The sequence below is a fragment of the Paraburkholderia sp. FW306-2-2C-D06C genome (assembly GCF_058781505.1).
This window is the reverse complement of sequence record NZ_JBYSWU010000141.1, coordinates 1-847: the sequence shown is the minus strand read 5'-3', so window position 1 is coordinate 847 and position 847 is coordinate 1. Positions and strand designations below refer to the sequence as shown.

Below are 847 nucleotides of genomic sequence, written 5' to 3'. Positions count from 1 at the left end.
CTGCAGGTGGCCCGCAAGCAGTTGCAGACGCAGCAGGATCTGCTCTCGACCATCAAGCTTCTGTATGGGAAAGGCCTGGCGGCCGATCTTCAGGTGAGCCAGGCTGAAGGCGCGCTGGCGCAGGTGCAGGCATCCATCCCGGTCCTCGAGGCGGGGCTGGATGCGGCGATGAACGCGCTGGACGTGATGCTGGGTGCACAGCCCGGCACGCATCGGGCGGAACTGCTCGAGGGCGGCGATATCCCGGCCGCCCCGCGAATCGCAGGCACCGGATCGCCTGGCGAGTTGCTCAGGCGTCGGCCCGATCTGATCGTGGCCGAGCGTCGCCTTGCTGCATCGAACGCGCGTATCGGCGTGGCAGTCGCGGAGTATTACCCCAAGCTGTCGCTCGGTGGACTGATTGGGAGCGCCACCTCAGTGGCCAGCGGCAACCTGTTCAGTAGCGGCGCCAGTCAGGCCGCTGGCGTGCTGGGGCTGCGCTGGCGTCTGTTCGATTTCGGCCGCATCAATGCGCAGATCAATGAGGCCAAAGGCCAGGACGCCGAGATGCTCGCCGCGTACCGGCTTGCCGCATTGCACGCAACGGAGGACGTCGAGAATTCTTTCTCGGCACTCGTGAAGCGCGAGGAGCAGGCCGCCGTTCTCGCGCAGGGTGTGAGCTCGCTCGGCCGGGCGCGAGCCGCCTCGTTTGCGGCCTACCAGAAAGGCGTCGTCAGCCTGATCGAGGTCCTGCAGGCCGATCAGAACTTGCTGCGCGCATCCGACGAGCGGGTGCAGGCGCAAACGGAGTCGGCGCGCGCAGCGGTCGCCGCATTCAAGGCGCTCGGCGGGGGGTGGCAACCCGCCG

At 67.5% G+C, this 847-nt stretch carries 1 protein-coding gene; it reads left to right on the top strand.

Features of this window, described 5'->3' with window-relative positions; translation table 11 throughout:
• Positions 1-847: TolC family protein (locus tag AC3WLT_RS37210; protein ID WP_492596531.1), on the top strand; the 847-nt coding region annotated here is incomplete at both ends.